The organism is Bacillus timonensis (assembly GCF_004799755.1).
Lineage (GTDB): Bacteria > Bacillota > Bacilli > Bacillales > Bacillaceae_L > Ferdinandcohnia > Ferdinandcohnia timonensis_A.
Genome location: NZ_SLUB01000003.1, coordinates 53,478 through 75,787 on the forward strand (window position 1 = coordinate 53,478; position 22,310 = coordinate 75,787).

The 22,310-nt window shown below is 37.4% G+C and carries 20 protein-coding genes; 5 read left to right on the forward strand and 15 right to left on the reverse strand.

Annotated features, from left to right (window positions below; translation table 11 throughout):
• Positions 1-63: 63 nt before the first annotated feature.
• From E1I69_RS02625 to citZ, 4 genes are all read right to left on the reverse strand, one after another.
• Positions 64-540, reverse strand: a complete 477-nt coding sequence (locus tag E1I69_RS02625; RefSeq protein ID WP_136378085.1) for a MaoC/PaaZ C-terminal domain-containing protein — start codon at positions 538-540, stop codon at positions 64-66.
• 253 nt (positions 541-793) lie between these two features.
• Complete coding sequence (gene mdh, locus E1I69_RS02630) at positions 794-1,735, reverse strand: malate dehydrogenase (RefSeq protein ID WP_136378086.1); 942 nt, start codon at positions 1,733-1,735, stop codon at positions 794-796.
• Between the two features lie 83 nt (positions 1,736-1,818).
• Positions 1,819-3,093, reverse strand: coding sequence for an NADP-dependent isocitrate dehydrogenase (gene icd, locus E1I69_RS02635; protein ID WP_207308497.1), 1,275 nt, complete (start codon positions 3,091-3,093; stop codon positions 1,819-1,821).
• Positions 3,094-3,177: 84 nt separating this feature from the next.
• Positions 3,178-4,296 (reverse strand): citrate synthase, encoded by a 1,119-nt coding sequence (gene citZ, locus E1I69_RS02640; RefSeq protein WP_136378209.1) that lies wholly within the window; start codon positions 4,294-4,296, stop codon positions 3,178-3,180.
• A 541-nt stretch (positions 4,297-4,837) separates the two neighbouring features.
• Between citZ and ytvI the strand changes: the two genes are divergently transcribed.
• A complete protein-coding gene (gene ytvI, locus E1I69_RS02645) occupies positions 4,838-5,953 on the forward strand; it encodes a sporulation integral membrane protein YtvI (RefSeq protein WP_136378088.1) in 1,116 nt (371 codons plus the stop codon).
• 33 nt (positions 5,954-5,986) lie between these two features.
• Here the strand turns inward: ytvI and E1I69_RS02650 are convergent, their stop codons facing one another.
• From E1I69_RS02650 to E1I69_RS02685, 8 genes are all read right to left on the reverse strand, one after another.
• Positions 5,987-6,379, reverse strand: coding sequence for an FxsA family protein (locus E1I69_RS02650; RefSeq protein ID WP_136378089.1), 393 nt, complete (start codon positions 6,377-6,379; stop codon positions 5,987-5,989).
• Positions 6,380-6,486: 107 nt separating this feature from the next.
• Positions 6,487-8,247 carry a pyruvate kinase gene (gene pyk / locus E1I69_RS02655; protein ID WP_136378090.1) on the reverse strand — a complete coding sequence of 587 codons (1,761 nt, stop codon included), beginning with the start codon at positions 8,245-8,247 and terminating at the stop codon, positions 6,487-6,489.
• Positions 8,248-8,325: 78 nt separating this feature from the next.
• Positions 8,326-9,285, reverse strand: a complete 960-nt coding sequence (gene pfkA, locus E1I69_RS02660) for a 6-phosphofructokinase (protein WP_136378091.1) — start codon at positions 9,283-9,285, stop codon at positions 8,326-8,328.
• A 289-nt stretch (positions 9,286-9,574) separates the two neighbouring features.
• Positions 9,575-10,555, reverse strand: a complete 981-nt coding sequence (gene accA, locus E1I69_RS02665) for an acetyl-CoA carboxylase carboxyl transferase subunit alpha (RefSeq protein ID WP_136378092.1) — start codon at positions 10,553-10,555, stop codon at positions 9,575-9,577.
• Positions 10,549-11,412, reverse strand: coding sequence for an acetyl-CoA carboxylase, carboxyltransferase subunit beta (gene accD / locus E1I69_RS02670; protein WP_136378093.1), 864 nt, complete (start codon positions 11,410-11,412; stop codon positions 10,549-10,551). The genes accA and accD overlap by 7 nt, the downstream gene beginning before the upstream one ends.
• 209 nt (positions 11,413-11,621) lie before the next feature.
• Positions 11,622-12,230, reverse strand: a complete 609-nt coding sequence (locus E1I69_RS02675) for a FadR/GntR family transcriptional regulator (protein WP_136378094.1) — start codon at positions 12,228-12,230, stop codon at positions 11,622-11,624.
• An 18-nt stretch (positions 12,231-12,248) separates the two neighbouring features.
• Positions 12,249-13,478: an NAD(P)-dependent malic enzyme gene (locus E1I69_RS02680; RefSeq protein ID WP_136378095.1), complete on the reverse strand. Its 1,230-nt coding sequence runs from the start codon at positions 13,476-13,478 to the stop codon at positions 12,249-12,251.
• A gap of 210 nt (positions 13,479-13,688) precedes the next feature.
• Positions 13,689-17,051, reverse strand: coding sequence for a DNA polymerase III subunit alpha (locus tag E1I69_RS02685; protein ID WP_136378096.1), 3,363 nt, complete (start codon positions 17,049-17,051; stop codon positions 13,689-13,691).
• A gap of 156 nt (positions 17,052-17,207) precedes the next feature.
• Between E1I69_RS02685 and E1I69_RS02690 the strand changes: the two genes are divergently transcribed.
• From E1I69_RS02690 to E1I69_RS02700, 3 genes are all read left to right on the forward strand, one after another.
• Positions 17,208-17,546 carry a YtrH family sporulation protein gene (locus E1I69_RS02690; protein ID WP_116351746.1) on the forward strand — a complete coding sequence of 113 codons (339 nt, stop codon included), beginning with the start codon at positions 17,208-17,210 and terminating at the stop codon, positions 17,544-17,546.
• On the forward strand, positions 17,546-18,049 hold the full coding sequence (ytrI, locus tag E1I69_RS02695) for a sporulation membrane protein YtrI (protein WP_136378097.1): 504 nt from the start codon (positions 17,546-17,548) through the stop codon (positions 18,047-18,049). The genes E1I69_RS02690 and ytrI overlap by 1 nt, the downstream gene beginning before the upstream one ends.
• Before the next feature lie 633 nt (positions 18,050-18,682).
• Positions 18,683-18,871 (forward strand): hypothetical protein, encoded by a 189-nt coding sequence (locus E1I69_RS02700; protein WP_136378098.1) that lies wholly within the window; start codon positions 18,683-18,685, stop codon positions 18,869-18,871.
• Positions 18,872-18,899: 28 nt separating this feature from the next.
• On the opposite strand, the gene E1I69_RS02705 is transcribed toward E1I69_RS02700, so the two are convergent.
• Positions 18,900-19,841, reverse strand: coding sequence for a DHH family phosphoesterase (locus E1I69_RS02705; RefSeq protein ID WP_136378099.1), 942 nt, complete (start codon positions 19,839-19,841; stop codon positions 18,900-18,902).
• Positions 19,842-19,971: 130 nt separating this feature from the next.
• Here E1I69_RS02705 and E1I69_RS02710 point away from each other — a divergent pair, with 130 nt between their 5' ends.
• A complete protein-coding gene (locus E1I69_RS02710) occupies positions 19,972-20,268 on the forward strand; it encodes a YtpI family protein (protein ID WP_136378100.1) in 297 nt (98 codons plus the stop codon).
• A gap of 45 nt (positions 20,269-20,313) precedes the next feature.
• Here E1I69_RS02710 and E1I69_RS02715 read toward each other — a convergent pair whose 3' ends face one another.
• On the reverse strand, positions 20,314-21,624 hold the full coding sequence (locus tag E1I69_RS02715) for a CBS domain-containing protein (protein WP_136378101.1): 1,311 nt from the start codon (positions 21,622-21,624) through the stop codon (positions 20,314-20,316).
• Between the two features lie 390 nt (positions 21,625-22,014).
• The gene (locus E1I69_RS02720) at positions 22,015-22,257 is read right to left on the reverse strand and encodes a hypothetical protein (RefSeq protein ID WP_136378102.1); all 243 of its coding nucleotides are present in this window, start codon (positions 22,255-22,257) and stop codon (positions 22,015-22,017) included.
• Positions 22,258-22,310: the final 53 nt, after the last annotated feature.

Sequence of the window (22,310 nt, forward strand, 5' to 3'; positions counted from 1 at the left end):
AATCATTATAGATTAACATTTCTTGACTTGCCATGAAAAAACAAAAAAGAGAGACATAGCTCTCTAAAAGTTCTCCAATATTTTCCCTTCCATCGGGGTAATTCGGTGTGGAGGACAGACGAGTAGTCTTCCCTCAATTGCCTTAGATTCATCTTCATCCAATGCGGTAACTGAAATTTCAACAGTATGGTCATGAAAATGAACCTTCGTAACCTCAAAAAGAAATTGAACTGTATCGTAATGGTACAAAGGCTGTAAAAATTCAATTTCCTGCTTAAGAATATGACTACCTGGTCCAGGTAAATATTTTGATACTGCTGCAGATATAATACCAGTCAGCATAACTGTGGGAACTATCGGCTTCTTAAAAGGAGTTTGAGATGCATAATCATGTTGAATATAAAGAGGATTTGCATCATTCGTCAATCCTAAGTATAATAGCAAGTCTTTGTCTTCTATTTTCTCCGTTAATGTTAATTTTTCACCCACGTTTATTTCATCAATCATTCTACCTAGTTTTCGTTTTTTCCCTAATAACATGAAAAGAAAAGCACCTCCATTAAAATGAAAACGATTACAATGTTATGTATAAAAAATTCGGGGCGACCCCGAATTTTTCTTTAAAAGATAAGAAAGCTTAAAACTTTTTACGTAGTTTTCGATGTCTAGCTTCAGGCGCCATCGGCTCTCTGGTCTAAGCCAATCGCTTCGGAAGGCAAAAAGCGCCTTCTGTCAGCGCTCGTCTTATGCTTGTCGCCTAAGGCTATGCGCCTTACGCTTTTCTAGATTATGATTAGGCTAGGATATTCATGACGCTTTTTACGGAATCCGCAGATTTTGCAAGTTCTGCTTTTTCCTTCTCTGTTAGTTCAAGTTCGATGATTTTTTCAATGCCATTTGCACCTAGAATGGTTGGAACACCAAGGTAAATTCCGGTAAAGCCATATTCACCTTCCAGATATGCAATTGCAGGTAGGACACGACGCTGGTCTTTTAAAATTGCTTCAACCATTTCGACTAAGGAAGCTGCCGGTGCATAATATGCACTTCCATTTCCCAATAGGTTGACAATTTCACCGCCACCTTTACGTGTCCGTTCAACGATAGCGTCTAAACGATCTTTTGGAATTAAGGTTTCGAGTGGAATGCCTCCTGCATAGGAGTAACGAACAAGTGGCACCATGTCATCACCATGACCACCTAGGACAAATCCAGTAATGTCCTTTACTGATAAATTTAGTTCCTGGGCAATAAATGTACGGAATCTAGCGGTATCGAGTACGCCTGATTGGCCAATAACACGATTTTTCGGGAAACCAGATTCCTTAAACACTGTATATGTCATAGCGTCAACTGGGTTTGTTAATACAATGATATAGCTGTTTGGAGAATGTTTTACAATTTCCTGGGCAACACTTTTCATGATTTTTTGGTTTGTTTGAACAAGATCATCACGACTCATACCAGGTTTACGAGCAATTCCGGCTGTAATGACAACAATATCAGAATCAGCTGTATCCTCATAATTTGCTGTACCGGTAATATTTGCATCAAATCCTTGAACAGGACTTGCTTCCAGCATATCTAGAGCTTTCCCTTTTGTAGGATTCTCCATTTGTGGAATATCAACTAAAACGACGTCTCCTAATTCCTTTTGAGCAAGTAGAAAAGCTGTTGTTGCACCAGTAAATCCACTACCAATTACAGAGATTTTTTTGCGTTTGAATTGACTCATTATATATCCTCCCTATTCATACGAAAGTAAGTAACTACCCTTAGATAAACTTCATTCTTGAGGGTAGTTACTTATAATTATGATTAGCCTAAGTTTTTAATTAGTTCATTAGCAAACTCTGAACATTTAACTTCTGTTGCGCCTTCCATTAGACGAGCAAAGTCGTATGTTACAACTTTAGATTCAATTGTTTTTTCCATTGAATTCATGATTAGGCTTGCAGCTTCATTCCAACCTAGGTGTTCAAGCATTAATACACCAGATAGAAGAACAGAGGATGGATTAACTTTGTCTAAGCCAGCATATTTAGGTGCAGTTCCGTGTGTAGCTTCGAAAATTGCATGACCAGTTTCATAGTTAATATTTGCTCCAGGTGCAATTCCAATTCCACCAACTTGTGCAGCTAATGCATCAGAAATGTAATCACCGTTTAAGTTCATTGTAGCAACAACATCAAATTCACGAGGACGAGTTAAGATCTGTTGTAAGAAGATATCCGCAATAGAATCTTTTACAATTATCTTTCCTGCAGCTTCAGCGTCAGCTTGAGCTTTATTAGCAGCATCTTTACCTTCTTCTAGGGCGATGCGGTCATATTGTGCCCAAGTAAATACTTTATCGCCAAATTCTTGTTCAGCAAGCTCGTAGCCCCAGTTTTTAAAAGCTCCTTCAGTAAACTTCATGATGTTTCCTTTGTGAACAAGCGTTACTGACTTACGGCCTTGCTCAATCGCATAGTTGATAGCGGCACGTACAAGACGTTTTGTACCTTCTTCAGAAACTGGCTTGATTCCAATTCCAGAAGTTTCTGGGAAACGGATTTTATTAACACCTAGTTCATTTTGAAGGAAGTTAATAAGTTTTTGAACACCTTCAGAACCTTGTGCATATTCAATACCAGCATAGATATCTTCAGTGTTTTCACGGAAAATTACCATATCTGTATCTTCTGGACGTTTAACTGGTGAAGGTACACCTGTAAAGTAACGAACAGGACGAAGACATGTAAATAAATCTAGCTCTTGACGTAATGCAACGTTTAATGAACGGATACCACCACCAACCGGTGTAGTAAGAGGTCCTTTAATAGCAATTATGTACTCACGAATAACATCTAATGTTTCTTCTGGTAACCATTCGCCAGTTTGATTAAACGCTTTTTCACCTGCTAATACTTCTTTCCAAACAATTGATTTTTCGCCATTGTATGCTTTTTCAACTGCTGCTTCTAATACACGTGACGCTGCTGCCCAAATATCTGGACCAGTTCCATCACCTTCAATAAAAGGAATAATTGGGTTGTTAGGTACGTTTAGTACACCATTTGATACTGTAATTTTTTCTCCTGCCACTAGTATTACCTCCTAAAATTCTAAGAAGTATCTCAGGAAGAATTTCTCCTGAAATACTTCTCTTTCATTATTATATATTGTATAGATTTATTAACCTCTTTGGTCAATCGGAATGTATTTTTGCATTCCAGGACCAGTATATTCAGCACGTGGTCGGATTAAACGGTTGTTCTCATATTGCTCTAGAATATGAGCTAACCAACCTGAAACACGGCTTACTGCAAAGATAGGAGTAAATAAATCATGATCAATACCTAAGCTATGGTATACAGATGCTGAGTAGAAGTCAACATTGGGTGGTAATGGTTTTTCACTTGTAACAATCTTCTCAATCTCCGTTGACATCTCATACCACTTTGGTTCTCCGGTAATAGTTGTTAACTTTTGAGACATTGCTTTCAAGTGCTTAGCACGTGGGTCACCTTTACGGTATACTCTGTGCCCAAATCCCATAATCTTTTCTTTATTAGCTAATTTTGTTTTTATATAATGTTCAACGTTTTCAACTTCTTCGATTTCAGTAAGCATTTTCATAACTGCCTCGTTCGCACCACCGTGAAGAGGACCTTTTAATGCTCCAATTGCAGCAGTAACGCCTGAATAAATATCGGAAAGAGTTGCAACGCAAACACGAGCCGTGAAAGTAGATGCATTAAGTTCATGGTCAGCATGTAAAACAAGTGCTTTATTAAATGCTTCTTCTGCAATCTCACTTGGCTCTTGACCACTTAGCATATACAAGAAGTTTCCAGCAAAGCTTAAATCAGTACGTGGAGAAACTGGCTCTAATCCTTTTCGCACACGAGAAAAAGCGGTAACAATTGTAGGTAATTTTGCTTGTAGACGAATCGCCTTACGATAATTTGCTTCTGGATCCATTACATCTGCTTCTTCATCATAAAGCCCTAGTAGTGAAACTGCTGAGCGAAGAGCTGCCATTGGATGAACTTTGTCGATTGGATATGTTTTGAAATGATTTAATACTTCTTGAGGTAGACTTGCATTATCAGCAAGTTGCTGCTTTAGTTCAGCTAACTCCTCTTTATTTGGAAGTTTGCGATGCCATAGTAGATAGACAACCTCTTCAAAACTAGCATTTTCAGCTAATTCATCAATATCGAATCCTGCATACGTCAATGTGTCATCAATAATTGAACTAACTGAAGAAGTAGTAGCTACAATTCCTTCAAGTCCCTTTGTTGCTGTCATAAGACCCTCTCCTTTTTTCATATTCCCCTACCCCCCTTAAGAGGTAAATTGAGCGCATGCTCAAAAACAATCATCACTTAGAGTAAGCGATAAATACTCGTCATTCCGTGAAGTAAATGCTTTCATTTTAAAATAAAACATTCAATGTCACAAATACCACAATAATATTGTGACAATTACGAGAATTAGCAGGTGCTATGTAGAAAAGTTGTAACTCTCGACTCTATTATAATAAAGAATCAGACTTTTGTGAATCAAAAGAGACGAATTTTCCTAATAAACTATTATTACGCAAAAATATTTTTCTCTTTTACTATCTAACAGAGTCGAATACCTAAATTAGCAATATAACTCAAGATATAGCTAATTTTACTTTTTGCAGTTTGTTCACGAAATTTTTTCTCGCTCTTACGTATAATATCATATTTACAATTTTTTCACCATAATTGGAAACTTTATTATTCATTACTTCGTATTTACTTTTAAAGTTTTCTATGTGATTGTAAAATAAGATGTAAGAATTAACTAGGGAGGAAAAAGTTTGAACATTCAATATGTGTACAGTTTTCTTCGATTTCTTTTGGTTATTGCTTTAGTAGTCATTGGCTTCATATTGCTTTATTTTTTATTTAAACTTACATATCCGTTTATTTTCGCCTTAATAATCGCTTTTCTTATTAACCCTCTGGTTAACTTTTTAGAACGTAAAGGAAAGATGCCTCGAGGTTTATCCGTATTTTTAGGGATCTTCGTTGTATTTGGTATTTTCACAGGATTCCTAACACTATTAATAGCCGAAATTATTTCAGGTGCAAACTATTTATCCAAAGAGGTTCCACAACATTTTGAAAAGCTAGTGGTTTATTTTGAAGATTTAATAGTTGGTCAAATTATTCCTTTATACGAGAGAATAACAAGCATGTTCCATAATTTAGAGCAAGACCAACAGCAAACCATAATGGATAATGTAAGCAATGTAGGTACTACCATTGCAACAAATGTCGGGGAGTTTGTAAAAGCATTCTTAGAAAATATTCCTAAATTTCTTGGGTGGTTACCGAATGCAGCAACAGTTATTGTATTTTCACTGCTAGCAACATTTTTCATAAGCAAGGATTGGAATAAATTTATAATTATGGGGCGAAAGTTCATCCCTGTTAAAGCTAGAACAAGTGGAAAATCAATATTTGTAGAACTTAAGAAAGCATTATTTGGATTCATTAAAGCTCAAGCAACTTTGATATCGATAACCGCGGGAATTGTGTTGGTTGGTTTATTAATTTTACGGGTCGATTATGCAATTACAATTGCCTTAATAATTGGACTTGTTGATCTTCTCCCATACTTAGGAACTGGCCTTGTGTTTGTTCCGTGGATTATATATTCCGCATTTAGTGGACAAATTCCACTCGCAATCGGGTTAGGAATTTTATATCTTGTCGTAATTGTACAGCGTCAAGTAATGGAACCAAAGGTGATCTCATCAAGTATTGGACTAGATCCTTTAGCAACCTTGATATCGCTTTTCGTTGGGTTTCAATTATTTGGTTTCATCGGACTCATTGTCGGACCCGTCATTCTAGTCATCATTAGGACCTTATATACAACAGGTGTATTTCAAGATATATGGCATTTTATCATCGGAAAAGAAGTTTAAAGAAAAAGCCGTGTAATGGCTTTTTCTTTTTCTTTACCAACGACGTATTACGGTAAAATGACCTCTATTCATTCTTCGATTGATCCAGTTCACTATAATCGGCTTAATGAAATTACGGGTTACGGGAAGGAGCAGTAGAAAACCTGCCAAATCGGAAATGTAGCCGGGAGTTAAAAGCAAGACAGCCCCTATTAAGATACATATACCATCCATTATTGCTTCCCCTGGCACTTGCCCTAAGTCCATTTGTTGCCTTGCCCGACTAATCGTTTCCAGCCCTTGTTTTTTTGCAAGCCATGCACCAATTACTCCTGTAAGAATGATTAACAGTAAAGTAAATGGAATTCCAAGTGTCTTACCTGAAAAAATAAGAACACTTATTTCAAGAGTTGGTACAATAATAATTAATGCCAGTAATATTCTCATATGAAATCCTCCTCGAGAGATGAAGGCTTTTCCTCTATTATACGTTTCCTTTACTTAAAAAAGTAGTGCTAAAAAAAAAGAGAAGGCCGCCCTTCTCTTTCTCTTACTTATAAAACATTTGCATGTCCTTCATATATAACTCCACGAGCAGAATCAACAGTAATATCTTGTCCATCCTTTAATAGAGTTGTTGCTTTTTCAACACCGACAATGACAGGAATTCCGATGCTTAATCCTACTACAGCCGCATGACTAGTAAGACCGCCTTCTTCCGTAATTAACGCTGAAGCTTGCTCCACGTATTTAACCATATCACGGTCAGTTGCAGGTGTGACAAGGATTGCTCCATCATACATCTTTACTGCTGCTTCTTCACTATTATGAGCGACGACTACTTTTCCAAAAGCTGTTTTTCTACCGATTCCTTGTCCATTTGCAACGGTGTTGCCAACAACATGAATCTTCATGATGTTAGTTGTTCCACGCTCTCCAACTGGTACACCAGCTGTAATGACAACTAAATCACCAGGTTTGATGATTCCAGTTCCTAACGCAACATCAACAGAGTTATCGAGCATTTCATCAGTTGATTTTGCCACGTTTCCTGTTTGTGGGTATACGCCCCAAACAAGAGAAAGCTTTCTTGTTGTTGATTCACTTGCAGTTACCGCAATAATTGGTGCCTTTGGACGGTATTTTGAAATCATTCTTGCTGTATGTCCACTTTCAGTAGGTGTAACAATCGCAGAAACATCAAGATTAAGTGCAGTATGAGCTACCGACTGACCAATCGCATCTGTAATTGTAGTGCCAGAGATTTTACTGCGTTGAGACAAGATTTCACGATGTACTAAAGCCTCTTCAGCACGGGAAGCAATATTATGCATTGTTTGAACAGCCTCAACCGGATATGAACCAGCTGCAGTTTCACCCGAAAGCATAATCGCATCAGTACCATCGAAGATCGCATTTGCAACGTCACTAGCTTCTGCACGAGTTGGTCTAGGATTACGTTGCATGGAGTCTAGCATTTGAGTTGCTGTAATGACTGGTTTACCAGCTGCATTACATTTCTTAATTAAATCCTTTTGAACGAGTGGTACTTCCTCAGCAGGAATTTCAACCCCTAGGTCTCCACGAGCTACCATGAGTCCATCTGATACTTCAAGGATTTCATCGATATTATCGACACCCTCTTGGTTTTCAATTTTAGGGATGATTTGAATATTCTTTCCGTTGTTTTCTTCCAATAATTCTCTAATTTCTAATACATCTGATGCACGACGAACGAAGGATGCTGCGATATAATCAACATCTTGTTGGACACCGAATACAATATCCTTTGCATCTTTTTCAGTAATACCTGGTAGGTTTACACTAACACCCGGTACGTTTACACCTTTTTTATTTTTTAATGTTCCACTATTTAATACTTTTGTTAGAATTTCACGATTCTGGTGGCTAACCTCTACTACTTCAAGTCCAATTAAGCCATCATCTAATAAAATTCTAGAACCTGGATGGACATCGTCAATAAGACCCGGATATGTAATCGAGAATTTTTCCGGTGTACCAACAACTTCTTCCATTGAAATAGTAATATTGGATCCTTCAACTAATTCAATTGCACCATTTTCCATTGTATTTGTACGAATTTCCGGTCCTTTAGTATCTAATAAAATTGCAATATTCTTGCCAGTTATTTTAGATGCTTCACGAATATTTTTTATACGTGCACCATGTTCCTCAAAGTCACCATGTGAAAAATTAAGTCTTGCTACATTCATCCCAGCGTTTGCTAAAGCAACAAGTTTTTCGATACTTTCACTTGCTGGTCCTATCGTACATACTATTTTTGTTTTTCTCATTACATTTTCCTCCTCTATAATCGCTTTTTTACAAAGCGACTACCAAAACTTCCACAGTGAATTATACCGAAGTCTTCATTAAATTGATAGTTCTTGCGACAGGTTATACATTTTTTCGTCTACTGTATGTTTACGATCTAAGATTTCCATAATATCATGGTCTACTAATTGATTTTGTTGAATCCCTACCGCTCTTCCACCTTTTCCATCAAGCAAAAGTTCAACAGCTCTTGCTCCAAGACGGCTAGCTAATACACGGTCAGTTGCAGTTGGAGAACCACCACGCTGAATATGCCCCAGTACACTTACTCTCGTTTCAAAATTTGTCGTTTCTTGGATCTTCTTCCCGATTTCAACACCGCTGCCGACACCTTCAGCTACGACAATAATACTATGTTTCTTACCACGTTCATGACCTCGGTTAAGCTTTGCAACAACTTCATTCATGTCATGATCAACTTCAGGAATTAAGATTGTTTCAGCACCGCCGGCTAATCCCGCCCATAATGCAAGATCCCCAGCATGTCTACCCATTACTTCAATTACATATGTACGTTCATGTGAAGTTGCTGTATCTCTAATTTTATCAATTGCATCAATTACCGTATTTAATGCTGTGTCAAAACCAATTGTAAAATCAGTACCTGGGATGTCATTGTCAATAGTACCTGGAACACCTACGCATGGAAAACCAAGTTCGGTTAATTTTTGAGCGCCACGGTATGAACCGTCACCGCCTATTACAACCAAGCCTTCAATCCCTAATTTGTTGAGTTGTTCAATACCTTGTTTACGACCTTCCTCTGTCTTGAATTCCAAACAGCGTGCTGTATAAAGCATTGTACCACCACGATGAATGATATCACCGACATCTCCAATTTCTAACTTTTTAATCTGTCCACTTATAAGGCCTGCATATCCTTGATAAATTCCATATACTTCAACATCGTGATAGATTGCTTTACGAACAACAGCACGAATCGCAGCGTTCATACCAGGTGAATCCCCACCACTCGTTAAAACACCTATTCTTTTCATTTTTTCCACCTCTATGTAAAAAATAATCGTGAACTTAGTACTTTATTTGCTTTTACTATTCTTTCGCAATATGTATAAAATAACACTAATATATAAGTAAAACAAGTTATGAAAACGCATTAAATAAAGAAAAAAGTGTGAAACTTGCCGAAAAAACAAAAAATAAACGGAATTTTACACAGAGGGGGAAATCCGTAAATCATGCTTACAAAAAAAGTCATATCGATTTTTTGAAATTTCAAAAAAGGAAAACGTGCTCAACACATTGTGTTAGAAGCACGTCAACTTTTTACCGAACTCCGATAAAATCTTTTTCAGCTATTTTATATTGGCCTATCTTTTTATATTTCTGATAGCGTTGCTGGACTAACTCATCATTGGTTAATTTGCGTAATTCTTTTAATGATTTTAATAGTACTGTATCAATAGAAGCGGCTTGCTCTGCAACATCTTTATGCGCACCACCTCTAATTTCAGGAATGATTTCATCTACAATTCCGAGTTCTTTTAAGTCCGGAGCAGTAATTTTCATAGACTCCGCAGCTTTTTTCGCAAGTCCAGCATCTTTCCAAAGTAACGCAGCTGCACCCTCAGGAGAAATAACAGAATATGTTGAGTTTTCAAGCATATGGATGTGATTTCCAACACCTAAAGCAAGAGCTCCACCACTTCCGCCCTCTCCAATAACAATACAAATAACTGGAACAGTTAAGCTGGCCATTTCAAATAGATTTTTTGCTATAGCTTCACTTTGTCCACGTTCTTCTGCTGCTTTACCAGGATATGCTCCCTTCGTATCAATGAAACAAATGATTGGTCGTCGAAATTTCTCGGCCTGCTTCATTAATCGAAGTGCTTTCCGATATCCTTCGGGATGTGGCATACCAAAGTTTCTTTTAATATTTTCTTTCGTATCTTTTCCACGTTGGTGCCCAATTACGGTTACAGGTAATTCATGGTATTTAGCAATACCAGCAACTATGGCAGCATCGTCCCCGTAGAAGCGATCACCGTGACACTCGAAAAAGTTCGTGAAAATATGTTCAATATAATCAAGGGTTGTTGGTCTTTCAGGATGGCGAGCAATCTGCACACGATCCCACGGTTTTAAATGACTATAGATGTCATTCTCTAGTTTTTGAAGTCTTGATTCAAGTTTTGAAATTTCATCTGAAAGATCAACATTCGAGTCACTTGTAAACTCTTTTAATTCAGCTATCTTTTTTTTCAATTCCACAACTGGTTTCTCAAATTCTAGTTCACCTACCAATTTACCGCACCCCCGTTCATATGAATGTCTACGATATTTGCCAATGTATTTTTTAATTCATGACGGTGGATAACAGCATCCAATTGACCATGTTTTAATAAAAATTCGGCTGTTTGAAAATCTTCTGGAAGCTCTTCACGGATGGTTTGCTCAATAATCCTTCTTCCAGCAAACCCAATTAATGCACCAGGTTCTGCAAAATTAAAATCTCCTAAAGAAGCAAAGCTTGCTGAGACACCGCCTGTCGTGGGATGAGTCATAATTGAAATAATCAGTCCACCTTGATCACTAAAGAGCTTTAAGGCTGAACTCGTTTTTGCCATTTGCATCAAACTAAGCACACCTTCTTGCATTCTTGCTCCACCTGAAGCCGTGTAAATCAGAAATGGCACTTTTTCCTCCATTGCTTTTTCAATCGCTCTTGTAATCTTTTCACCAACAACAGAACCCATACTGCCCATTCGGAAGCTTGAATCCATGATGGCTAAAATAACCCGATTACCATCAATAGTTCCTTCACCAGTAACAACAGCTTCATTAATACCTGTTTTAACTTGGTCCTTCTTTAGCTTTTCTAAATAATCCGGGAATCCAAGCGGATTTTCAGACACCATATCATGATCGAACTCGACGAAAGAATTTTCATCAAGTAAGCTCTCGACTCTTTCATAAGCAGTCATTTGATAATGATAGCCACAGTTCATACAAACCTTATCGTTTTTCATTAATTCCTTTGTATACATGATTTTTTTACAGTTTGGGCATTTGCTCATAATTCCTTCTGGAACATCTTGTCTTGCCTGTTCTGAAGGGATTGAAGCATATTTTTTCTTCTTTACAAAAAAGTCTTTTAACAAAATAAACCTCCTCACACATTTCAATGGAAATGGCTTTTTCGTTGGAATTTATCACCTTATAATAATCATGATTTTAAGACATAAAGTTGAGTAACGAAAAAAAGGAAAATCTCTATCTTCCTTCGTTGCCAAAAAAGCATGTACTTATACTTTACTGAATGTCTTCTTTATTTTTTGTAGGAATATGTCAATAAGAGCGCGACAAATTCCTACAAAGTGATTTTTTCATAGGCAGATAAAGCTTTTTCCACATCTCTTTTACAAAGTGCGTCAAGTAACTCATCAAAACCTTCTTTGTTTATTTCATGTGTCTGTTTTTCATTAATAAACTTCACATATTCATTAATAACGACCCAGATTCGCAGTAAAAGTCGATTACCTGTTGCTTCGGCAATGGTTTTAAATAGGTATTCCTCGGGATCGTCAGCATCCCAAATGGTCCTTTTTAATTCTGTAATCATTTGATCGTTTATTTGATAAATTGCTAATTCAATACAGGATTTTTCAAGAGTTTGTTTTGTTTCGAGGAGATCGTCTTTTGTTTTATCTCCTTGGATAATAAAGGTACCTAGTAAATGAATCAACTGGTGATCCCCGAAATCCTTTAAAAAGGTACCTTCACCCCTTCTTGTCTCAATAAGGCCTAATAATTCAAGCGACCTTAATGCTTCTCTTACCGAGGAACGCCCCACATTAAGACGATCAGAAAGCTCTCGTTCAGAAGGGATTTTATCCCCAGTGGAAAGTCCATCATCTTGAATGATGGACCTAATTTGTTTCACAATTTCAATGTAAACCTTAGAATTATGGGTTGTCACATTACCACACCCGATCAATTATTCAATAATGGCCATACGTCTTGTCTTCTCCGCAACTTCTTCTGGATTAACAGTGATTCTTGCTACCCCTGTTTCCATTGCTGCTTTCGCCACACCTGCTGCAACTGCTGGTGCAACACGCGGGTCAAATGGTGCAGGGATGACGTATTCAGGTCGAAGTTCCTCGGAAGATATCAATGATGCAATTGCTTCAACAGCCGCAATTTTCATTTGTTCATTTATATGAGTTGCTCTAGCATCTAAAGCCCCTCTAAAAATTCCTGGGAATGCAAGTACATTATTTACTTGGTTCGGAAAATCAGATCTTCCTGTTCCGACAACCTTAGCACCCGCTTCTAACGCTACATCGGGCATAATTTCAGGATTAGGATTTGCCATAGCAAATATAATTGCATCCTGATTCATTGTTTTAACCATGTCTGCTGTGAGGGCACCTTCTACAGACACTCCTATAAAGACATCTGCATCCTGAAGGGCATCCGCAAGAGAGCCTTCAATGCGTTGACGATTTGTATATTTCGCTACCTCTGCTTTTACATCATTCATACCAAAGGTACGCCCCTCATATATCGCACCTCTAGAGTCACACATAATAATGTCACGAACACCATAACGGTATAAAAGTTTAATAATGGCAATACCTGCAGCACCTGCTCCGTTTGCAACCACTTTTATTTCTGACATTTTCTTCCCAACAAGCTTCAATGCATTCACTAGTCCAGCAACTGTAACAATCGCGGTACCGTGTTGATCATCATGAAAAACTGGAATATTGGCTTCTTTTTTAAGACGCTCCTCAATGACAAAGCAATTTGGAGCAGCGATATCCTCTAAGTTGACTCCACCAAAAGTTGGCTCTAGTAATTTTACAGTTTCCACAATCTTGTCAACATCTGTTGTATTCAAACAAATTGGAAATGCATCTACACCTGCGAAGCTCTTAAACAATACGGCCTTTCCTTCCATTACTGGAAGAGCGGCTTCTGGACCAATGTTTCCTAGGCCAAGGACTGCGGTCCCATCAGAAACAACAGCTACCATATTCCCCTTCATTGTGTATTCATACACTTTGGACTTGTCATCGTAAATAACCTTACATGGTTCAGCTACACCAGGTGAGTATGCTAAACTTAAATCCTTTGCATTTCTTACTGGAATTTTTGATTTTGATTCAAGCTTTCCCTTATGAATTTGATGAATATGTAGAGCTTCTTCTCTTAGAGTCATTTCCTTTTTTTCACTCCTTGTTATAAAGAAAACTTGGTAACCTTACATTTTGGCACCAGTTAGAGTCATAAAAGCAATGGTTAAAAACTTGTCCAACCTTTTTCATGAAAACTAGTAAATTAGAATTTCCTTTTACACGAATGAATAGTGGTATGACCACTCGCTTTTCTATTACAATATAACATATATGCTATTCCTGTAAAGAGTTTGTTATTGAAACACCACATTTTGTTGACCCATTAATTTCTTAATTTCGGCTAAAAATTTCGGATTAGGACTAATCCAAAGTTCTTGTTGAAGCTGAATTGTTTTTTGAGATTCCTGGTAATATAACACAACTGGAATTTCCCCAGGATATTCTTTTAACAATTCTTTTAAATTGATAAAAGCTTGATCTTCTTGGTGCCTTTTTTCCATCCTTATAAACAGTTTCTTCTCTTCCTCCGGTAAATCTACTTGATCAGGTAATGCCTGTACTTGATTAATAATCATCTGCAATTGATTATTCCGATTTTCAATCTTGCCTTTTAGTAATAATAACGCCTCGTTTTTTAAAAGATTTGCAGACTGAGTATATGTTCTTGGAAAGGCAACACCTTCTACTTCACCTGTATCATCACTAATTGTCAAAAAGGCCATTACTTCACCTTTTTTTGTGCGTATGGTTCTCTCTTTTGTGATGAATCCACCTATCACAACATTTTGGTGTAGATAATGGGAAACATCCGAAATTGCGATTGCTCCGTTTTTCTTTAAATAAGTCGAATAGGCTGAAATGGGATGACTGGATAAATAAAAGCCGAGTGCTTCTTTTTCAAAGCGTAATTTTTCCATTTCCTTAAAAGGTTCAACTTCAACATATTTTGGCTTAAGTCCAAAATCATCACCAAAAGACATCTCAAACTGATTTTCATCATCTTTCGGTCGAACAAGTTCTGCGTGCTCAATTGCCACATCTAAAGTAGCTAACAGAGTTGCCCGATGTTCACCAAATTCATCAAAGGCGCCAGAACAAATTAACGATTCTATCGTCCGTCGGTTTATGCTTCTCATGGAATTTCTCACACAGAAATCAAACAGATCCGAAAACGGCTTAACTTTTCGGGTTTCAATCATTTCTTTTAATGCGGCAACCCCTACACTTTTGATTCCCGCTAAACTAAAGCGAATCGCCTTCTTTTCAACTATAAATGGATAATAGCTTTTATTAATCGAAGGAGGCAGAATGGTTATCCCCATTTGCTTTGATTCACGAATATATTGTCCTAACTTGTCATCGTTTCCGATGACACTTGTAAGTAATGCAGCCATAAAATAAAGCGGATAGTTAGCTTTTAAATAGGCAAGCTGATAAGCAATCATACTGTAGGCAACAGCATGACTCCTGTTAAAACCATAATTAGCAAATCTAACAATTAAATCGTAAATCTCATTTGCTGTTTTTTCGGTATAGCCTTTCTTCAAACTACCTTGAATAAAATGCTCCCGCTCCTTATCAAGAACCTCTTTCTTCTTTTTACTGACGGCTCTCCTTAAAAGGTCAGCCTCTCCTAAACTAAATCCAGCCATTTTTGAGGCAATCTGCATAATTTGTTCCTGATACACAATAACGCCATATGTCATTTGCAGAATCGATTTCAAGTCAGAGTGCGGATATTCCACAGCTTCTTTTCCATGCTTACGTGCAATATACAATGGGATATTTTCCATTGGACCCGGTCTGTACAAAGCATTTACAGCCACGATGTCTTCCAGGACATTCGGCTGAAGTCTGACTAAAACACTTCTCATTCCACTTGACTCTAGTTGGAAAACCCCGGTTGTATCGCCCTTACTTAACAAGGCAAATGTTTTTGGATCATCCAATGGAATGGTCGATAGGTCAATACTCTTTCCAGTCCCCCGCTTAATCATTGATCTGATATTATCGATTAGGGTCAAATTGCGAAGGCCAAGAAAGTCCATTTTTAAGAGGCCTATTTCCTCGAGTATATCCATCGGGTATTGTGTCAAATAAACGTCATTATGCCCCTCTTGAATAGCAATTAAATCGGTTAACGGTTGTTCACTTATGACAACCCCAGCAGCATGGGTAGAAGTATGTCTTGGCAAACCTTCTATTTTTTTTGCTGTTTCAAAGATTTTTCGTCCAATTTCGATATTTTGAATATATTCCCGTAGCCCTTGTGATTCTTCATAGGCTTGTTGCAGAGTAATTCCAAGCTTACTAGGAACTTGTTTGGCAAGAAAATCCGCTTCCTTAGGAGAGATTCCCATCACTCTACCAACATCCCGAAGCGCAGCTCTTGCAGCTAACGTTCCAAAAGTAATGATTTGTGCAACATGCAGTCTTCCGTATTTTTTTGAGACATAGTCAATCATTTCATCTCTTCGGTTATCAGGATAGTCAATATCAATATCTGGCATAGATATTCTTTCAGGATTTAAGAATCGTTCAAATAATAACTGATGTTCCAGTGGATCAACATCCGTAATATAAAGAACATATGCGACTAATGAACCGGCTGCCGACCCTCTTCCTGGTCCCGTCACAATACCATTTTCATGAGCATATTTCATAAAGTCCCAAACAATTAAAAAATAATCACTGAAATTCATTTTTTTGATGACTTGAAGCTCATATTGGAGTCTTTCAAATTGTTCATCAGAAGGAGTTTGATACCTTTCTTTCAATCCGTTGAGACAGATTCTAGATAAATAGTCCTCTGCCGATTCTTGAGTCGGAACTGGGTATTTAGGTAATGCAAATTTACCAAATTCCATTTCAACATGACACTGTCCAGCGATGCGTATTGTATTTTCAAGAACCTCTGGAGTTTCAGCAAAAAGCTCACTCATTTGTGATGGAGATTTTAAATAATATTCCTTACTTGGTAGAACGGGTCGATCTTCATCTGAGAGCTTAGACCCATTTTTAATGGATAACAAGCATTCGTGAGCGAATGAATCTGCTTGCTCTATGTATTGAACGTTATTTGTAGCAACCAATGGTATTTTTAGTTCTTCACTTATTGCGAAAAGGTTTTTGTTTATTTCAACGTTTTCTCGCAAGCCATGGTCCTGCACAGATAAATAAAAGCTTTCTTGTTCAAAGATTTTTTTATAAGATATCACCCGCTTGGTGGCTTCCTCGTAATTTCCATTCTTGAGACTTTGCTCAATGTCCCCTTTAAGACCCGGTGAAATTCCGATTAATCCCTCGCGATACTGGGATAACCATCTTCTAGGAATTCCTTCTTTAGATTTCGTCTGGATGGCACTGCTAATTTTTAGTAGATTTTGATATCCTTTGTTGTTTTTTGCAAGCAATACTACAGGATAAGATATGTGTTCTTCCTCCGACAACACGGAGGCAGTCATTCCTATAATTGGCTTGATTCCACGCTTCCTGCATTCTTTATAAAAAGCTATTGCACCATACATTACATTTTCATCGGTTAACGCCAATGCTTTAAGCCCAAGGTTGCTCGCCTTTTCAACCAACGCTTCTATTTTAGCAGCACTTGATAAAAGGCTGTATGCGCTTTGAACCTGTAGATGAACAAAAGGCAATGAAATCCCACCTCTTTCATTAATCGTTCTATTGATTACTTTAATTATAGTCCTATTTATGAAACAAGCAAAACAAAACTCATAGTTTGTACGGTTTGTCCATATACATGTATTAAAACATTTAATAATTATCAATTTCAAAAAGAGGGTGTCCAAATGGAAATAAAAGATGCTTTTATGCCTGCATTTATTCATAGCTTTTTTATTGCGCTCGGGGTTCTTTTAGGTGGATCATTAATCGGCGGGCTCGGTGCCTTTATGTCAGGTCAAGCACCTTTATCTGAAATCTATTCGGTGGCAAGTAAGTTGAAAATTTGGGCCCTTGTTGCTGCAATTGGCGGGACTTTCGATACCTTTTATAGCTTTGAAAAAGGTATTTTTCTTGGACAGACAAAAGATGTCTTTAAACAATTTCTTCTTATTGTCTCGGCTATGGGAGGAGCTCAATTCGGGTGGAGAATTATTGAGTGGTTTACACAGGAGCACATCACCTAATGAGAGTCCCACCTTATCATCAAAAACCCGGTTGGCAACGATTTTTCGCTGGTATTGTAATCGGCGCCTTATTAAGTTGGTTTATCTTTTTGTTTCAGTTTGGAGTGTTGCAGGAGAATCAAATTCGAAAGATTACACAACAGGAGGACGAAATTAAAGACCTAAAAAAAAGTAAGGATATTCTTATTGAAGATATGCAAAAATTAAATGATGAAAACAAAAATAAACTTAAAATTCAAGACTTCAAGGTGGATTTTGCGAATAAAAAGAATTTTGATCTTAGCTCACTCAATCTTCATCACATGAAAACCGCTGTAATTGAAGACCTGAACTCTTTAATTGGACAGGATATTCAAACAGTCTCCCAAAATAAACAGCTCCTTTTTAGGACCATTGAAAATAGTGTGTATGAACTGGACGATAAAAAGTATAGACTCAAAATTCACACCGTCTTTTTTGATACAACGCTTGAAATCACACTCAATATCGAACAGGTTAAATAATTGAAGCCTCCAATTTTAACTGGTCGATTCAGGGTGCAAAACAGTAAATTACAATACGTTCTTAGCGTGAATTCACATACGAATTCACGCTTTAATTTTCTTGTTATAATAACGTTTAATTCAGTTTTTGTAAAAAAATAATTAAATCTCACATCAGTTTTTTGGGGTATGACAATACTTGTTGTACATGAGAATATGCTTTTGAAAATAGGTGTGATATTGTCGGTGAATTGCTTTTCAGTCCAAAGTTAAAGATGCAACAGTGTGTTTCCTGGGTGAAGTAAATTCTAATATTAAAGGAGTTACACGACTTCGGACAAAACCGCGATTTTTTGGCTTTCCTTTGTCTGAAGATGCCTCGACTTCGGACACAACCGCGATGTTTTTGCTTTCCTTTGTCTGAAGATGCCTCGACTTCGGACACAACCGCGATGTTTTTGCTTTTCCTTGTCCGAATATTTACTGACTTTGGAGTAACAGGTTCCATTTTGAGGTGCAAAACAGACCAATTATCATTATAAAGTGAACATTTTGTTACAGATATATTTAAATTTTTCAAAAATTTAAAAAACATGTAGCATTTTTGAGGGAAATTGAAATAAAATGTAATTAAAACATACGAGGAGGGAAAATATGTATATTAACCGAAGAAAACTCTTAAATGAAAAAATGACACATTTAAAAAATGGGTACTCTGCTTACGCAGAATCCCCAGATGTCATCAATGCGCTAAAGAAAGAGATTCAAGCACTAAACCTTAATGTTCTTGAAGAAGTAACAGATTTAGGCTCTTGGTTCATCCCCGTGAAGGTAGATAACTAAAAAAAAGTCGCATGCAAATGGAGCGACTTTATTTTTTTCGTCTGCAAACCTCCTGCAAATCAGCAATGACCTGCTCTACCTCTTCCCATGAATAGATGGTAGCTCCTGATGCAAGGGGATGACCACCACCATTATATTTTTTGGCAACTTCGTTAATGATCGGTCCTTTAGAGCGTAAACGGACACGAATTTGATCCTTTTCCTCTACGAAAAACACCCATGTCTTAAGATTTTCGATATTTCCTAAATTACTTACAAGCTGCGATGCTTCAGCAGGTGTTACATTGTATTTTTTCAAAACATCATTTGGAATTGTCATCCAGCCCACACCATCATCGGTAGCTTTGTAATTCTGATAAACATACCCACTTAGACGAGCGACATTTTCCTTTATTTTATACAAATTTTCATACACTAGCGGAAAATCAAAACCAGATTTGAGTAATTCTCCTGCATATGTAAATGTCTTTGGATTTGTATTTGGAAATAAAAATCGACCGGTGTCTCCGACCATTCCAGCAAATAGAAGTTTCGCAGCCTCCTGTGAGAGGGTAAAACCTTGATTTTTCCCTTGAAGGTAAAGCTCATAAATCATTTCACTACAGGAGCTTGCCTTTGTATCAACCCATAAAAGGTCTCCATATAGGTCTTCATTTGGATGATGGTCAATTTTAATTAGTTTTTTGCCTTGATTATAGCGCTGATCTGAAATCCGGTCCTGATTTGCAGTATCACAAACGATCACTAAAGCCTCTTTATAAGTTTCATCAGATATCTTATCCATTTCCTTTAGAAAGAGTAAAGAGGGTTCATCCTCACCAACAACAAATATATTTTTAGTTGGATAGGATGTTGTCAAGATTTCTGCTAAACCACATTGTGACCCATATGCATCTGGATCAGGTCTTACATGGCGATGAATGATAATCGTCTCAAATTCTGTTATTGTTCTTAGAATCTCTTGAATCATTTCAGTTCTCCTTATTTAATACCCATTTTGTTCTCTTTTCTTCACGAAGTTTCCACATTCTATTCACTAGCAATTTAGATTTGTTCTAGTTACAATAGGTATAGCAATCTAGAATTGGAGGAAGCTATTTATGAAAATACTTGTTTTGTTTATCATTTTTGCACTTGTATTTTATTTTTATTATAAAACAAAATACTTTCGCACAAGACGCCCCGTTGAAAAACAATGGCTCTCTGCGAAGTCTAGTATGGCACTCGGACTATTTGTTGGTCTATTTGGTTTAAATGCCTTCTTTGTTCATCCTTCTACAATCTCATATGTAATTGGAACGATCCTGATCATTGTTGGTGGGGGAAGTACATGGGCAGGGTTTCGTGCCTATAAGCATTATCAGCCATTAGTTATAAAAGAAGCAGAGCAAAAGTAAGAATGAAAAAGGACGCGTTAGCGTCTCTTTTTTTCTCTTACTAATCTACCTTTCAATTAATTGGGCCATCATCATTGCCTTACCAACAACGACTCCACCATTGAAAACTTCAACATCGACTTTCCCAAATCTTCTTCCAACCTCTAATACTCGCGGATGAATTTCCATCATACTATCAATTTGAACAGGCTTCATAAAATAAACTGTCATATTTTCAATAACAAGATCACCTTTTTTAAAGGATTTAAGTACCCTATTGGCCGCCTCAGTGACAATTGTAGTAAACACACCGTAGGAAATGGTCCCCAAGTAATTAGTCATTTGTGGAGTTACTTCACATTGATAAATAGGTTCTCCATCAGCAGAAATATCCATTAATTGATTTGTAACAATATCATCGATTGTTTCTCCTACCTGAGGTTGACGCCCAATCATCTGAAGAGCTTTTAATACATCCTGACGACTAATGATTCCTTGCAAACGATTTGATTGGTCAACGACCGGTAGCATTTCAATTCCTTCCCATACCATCATGTGAGATACAGATGCAACAGATGTTTTTCCGTTTACCGTCATCGGGTTTTTTGTCATTACTTTTTCAATTGATGTATTAGGGTCTTGTCCCATAATGTCCTTTGCAGTCACCATACCAACTACCTTTGATTGGCGATCAATTACTGGATAACGTCCGTGTCCTGTTTCAGTATTGTGTTCATACCATTTCTCCACTTTATCAGAAAGGTGAAGGCTTACTGTCTCAGTTTCTGGTGTTAATATATCCTCAACTAATACTATCTCCTTTTTAATGAGCTGATCATAAATTGCGCGATTAATCATCGTTGCAACCGTAAAAGTATCATAGCTACTCGAGATAATAGGGAGTTGTAGCTCATCAGCAAGTTTTTTTACTTGCTCATCTGTGTCAAATCCACCTGTAATTAATACAGCAGCTCCCGCATTTAATGCATATTCATGTGCTTTTGTACGGTTACCAACTATCAACAGGTTTCCAGCACCCGTATAACGCATCATGGCCTCAAGCTTCATTGCACCGATGACGAATTTATTTAAGGTTTTATGCAGACCGGCTTTTCCCCCAAGCACTTGTCCATCGACAATGTTAACTACCTCTGCGAAGGTCAGCTTTTCAATGTTTTCCTTCTTCTTACGTTCAATTCGAATGGTTCCCACACGTTCAATTGTACTAACATACCCCTTATTTTCGGCTTCTTTGATTGCACGGTAGGCCGTACCCTCACTCACCTTCATATCCTTGGCAATTTGTCGAACCGAAATTTTCTCACCAATCGGAAGTGTGTCAATATACTGTAATATTTGCTCATGCTTTGTCGCCAAGCTCTTCACCCTCTAATAATCATTCTTTTATCTATTTCCGTTATTTTCTTACCTTTATTATACGGGTGAAGCGCGGTTTATTCAATTTTATATAGAAATCAAATACGCCGAGGCGTATTTGCGCCCGATTTTAGGCCCACACGAGGTGGGTCACAAAGACGTTGCCACAGGAAGTGGCGTTGTTAGTCTTTGATCTTACGCGAGATACAGTGAAACTTCAATCTGTGGATGTGTTTTTCCGCAGATTGTTAGTTGAACCAATCAGGCTTTTACTGGCAATTGCCCTCAGTGAGGGCTTAGTGCCAGTTAATGCTGGAAAGTTTCCGTTGAAAAATCGTGGCATCCGCCGGAGGCTAATTACTAACATCAATCAGCATAAGCTGGTCGATGTTAGTAATTCCTCATTCTTTGTCTACGTTTTGCTGACGCTCCTTGTAGGTTTGTCACTTTTTGAGCAGATTTTGGATTATACAATAGACCAATTAGATTTCCACTTACTACAATTAATGCAAAAACTAGCCACGAAATCGAAAAAATACCTTCTAGTCCTTCTGCTCCTATCGATAAGCGTGGAACCCCATAATAAAGCAAAACCCCACAAAGCAATAAACATAGTAATAATCTATTGTGCATACCTTTTCCTCCTTTACCTATGCTTGTATTATTCTATGAGGCAAGCCTAGAAA

Bases quoted from the DNA above. Each gene is read 5' to 3' on its own strand.
- E1I69_RS02625 (WP_136378085.1), bottom strand. From the start codon at position 540: ATGTTATTAGGGAAAAAACGAAAACTAGGTAGAATGATTGATGAAATA.
- mdh (WP_136378086.1), bottom strand. From the start codon at position 1,735: ATGAGTCAATTCAAACGCAAAAAAATCTCTGTAATTGGTAGTGGATTT.
- citZ (WP_136378209.1), bottom strand. From the start codon at position 4,296: ATGACAGCAACAAAGGGACTTGAAGGAATTGTAGCTACTACTTCTTCA.
- E1I69_RS02650 (WP_136378089.1), bottom strand. From the start codon at position 6,379: ATGAGAATATTACTGGCATTAATTATTATTGTACCAACTCTTGAAATA.
- pyk (WP_136378090.1), bottom strand. From the start codon at position 8,247: ATGAGAAAAACAAAAATAGTATGTACGATAGGACCAGCAAGTGAAAGT.
- pfkA (WP_136378091.1), bottom strand. From the start codon at position 9,285: ATGAAAAGAATAGGTGTTTTAACGAGTGGTGGGGATTCACCTGGTATG.
- E1I69_RS02680 (WP_136378095.1), bottom strand. From the start codon at position 13,478: ATGACTCTAAGAGAAGAAGCTCTACATATTCATCAAATTCATAAGGGA.
- E1I69_RS02690 (WP_116351746.1), top strand. From the start codon at position 17,208: ATGGAAATAAAAGATGCTTTTATGCCTGCATTTATTCATAGCTTTTTT.
- ytrI (WP_136378097.1), top strand. From the start codon at position 17,546: ATGAGAGTCCCACCTTATCATCAAAAACCCGGTTGGCAACGATTTTTC.
- E1I69_RS02700 (WP_136378098.1), top strand. From the start codon at position 18,683: ATGTATATTAACCGAAGAAAACTCTTAAATGAAAAAATGACACATTTA.
- E1I69_RS02705 (WP_136378099.1), bottom strand. From the start codon at position 19,841: ATGATTCAAGAGATTCTAAGAACAATAACAGAATTTGAGACGATTATC.
- E1I69_RS02710 (WP_136378100.1), top strand. From the start codon at position 19,972: ATGAAAATACTTGTTTTGTTTATCATTTTTGCACTTGTATTTTATTTT.
- E1I69_RS02720 (WP_136378102.1), bottom strand. From the start codon at position 22,257: ATGCACAATAGATTATTACTATGTTTATTGCTTTGTGGGGTTTTGCTT.